The sequence below is a fragment of the Mycetocola saprophilus genome, from assembly GCF_000718085.1.
Classification (GTDB): Bacteria; Actinomycetota; Actinomycetes; order Actinomycetales; family Microbacteriaceae; genus Mycetocola; species Mycetocola saprophilus.
The window spans coordinates 1-222 of record NZ_JOEC01000019.1 but is presented as its reverse complement, the minus strand read 5'-3'; the positions used below and the strand labels follow the sequence as shown (position 1 = coordinate 222).

The 222-nt window shown below is 48.2% G+C and carries 1 rRNA gene; it reads left to right on the top strand.

The annotated features are described in order from the left end of the window. Positions 1-150: 150 nt before the first annotated feature. Positions 151-222: ribosomal RNA gene (gene rrf, locus IE92_RS0116285) — 5S ribosomal RNA — on the top strand; the annotation flags it as partial.

Genomic DNA, 222 nt, shown 5'->3' with positions numbered 1-222 from the left:
TTAAAGGTTGGTGTGTGTGGTCCAGAGTATGTTTCGCGTCCACTTTGTGGTTCTTGATGTATGAGTCGAGAACAATATAGCTGTCACAGGCTGCCTAACATGGTTGGGTGGTGTGTGATGGCCGTGTTGTTCGTGATATGTCAATAGTGTTTCGGTGGTTATAGCAAGAGGGAAACGCCCGGTTACATTCCGAACCCGGAAGCTAAGGCTCTTTGCGCTGAT